This is a genomic window from Sulfitobacter sp. HI0040, assembly GCF_001634885.1.
Classification (GTDB): Bacteria; Pseudomonadota; Alphaproteobacteria; order Rhodobacterales; family Rhodobacteraceae; genus Sulfitobacter.
Map to the genome: position 1 here is coordinate 1 of NZ_LWEX01000449.1, position 867 is coordinate 867.

1 protein-coding gene is annotated in these 867 nt (G+C 60.7%); it reads right to left on the reverse strand.

Annotated features, from left to right (window positions below):
- Positions 1–183 precede the first annotated feature (183 nt).
- The coding region (locus A3728_RS18715; protein WP_150120883.1) for an IS110 family transposase at positions 184–867 on the reverse strand (684 nt) is incomplete at its 5' end.

Here is an 867-nt window from a genome sequence, read left to right on the forward strand (position 1 = left end):
GTGTCCCGGATGCCCTGATATGGTTGCCCAGGCGGTCTCCGCCGTCAAGAAGCGGTCTCTCCCATAGCAAACACAGGGTACGCGCGATGGCGGCCCTCACCGTCCTTAAGACGAGATTCAAAATCCCAAGCGGAAGACCTGAACATTATCTACGAGGTCAGCGAACTGCCTCCACGGCTCTGATCAGACAAGGGTCCTTCCACCTGGGCTCACCCCCTCGAAGAAGGGGCGATAGGGTTCGCCGTGCTTGACCACGGCGTGTACGGTGCGCGCCATCTTGGCCGCGATTGCGGTGTAGGCCTTGCGGCGCAGATGGGCATTGTGTCGGTCTCCCGCGATGTAGCGTTCGAACTTGTCGCGGAAGCTGTTCGTGTGTTTGAGCACGGCAACCTGGCCCGCCATCCAGAGGGTTCTGCGAAGTCGGGCGTTGCCATACTTCGAGATGCGGCTTTGGCCGCGGAACATGCCGGATTGCACGGTGGCGAGGTCCATGCCGCAGAACTTCAGGAATTGGCGGTGATGGCGGAAACGGCGCAGATCGCCAGCTTCGGCCAGGATGGTCAAGGCGTTGATCGGGCCGATGCCGGGGATGGTTGTCAGAAGCTGGTAATCGGGATGATCGGACAGAAGCTCGACGGCACGGGCCTCGATCTCATTGCGCTGGCGAACCAGGCTTCGGCCTTCGGCCAGCACAAGGCGGAACATACGAACGGCGTCGGATTCCGGGTGAACGGGTAACCCCACTGAACCAACCGCTGTTGCGTAAATATCTGAGAGTAAGCGTTCTTTTGAGACCTTCCGGCCGACCACCTGCCACGCATCGGCAACGAAGGCCTCACGGCTCATGGCCGTGATCATGTGTGGCGA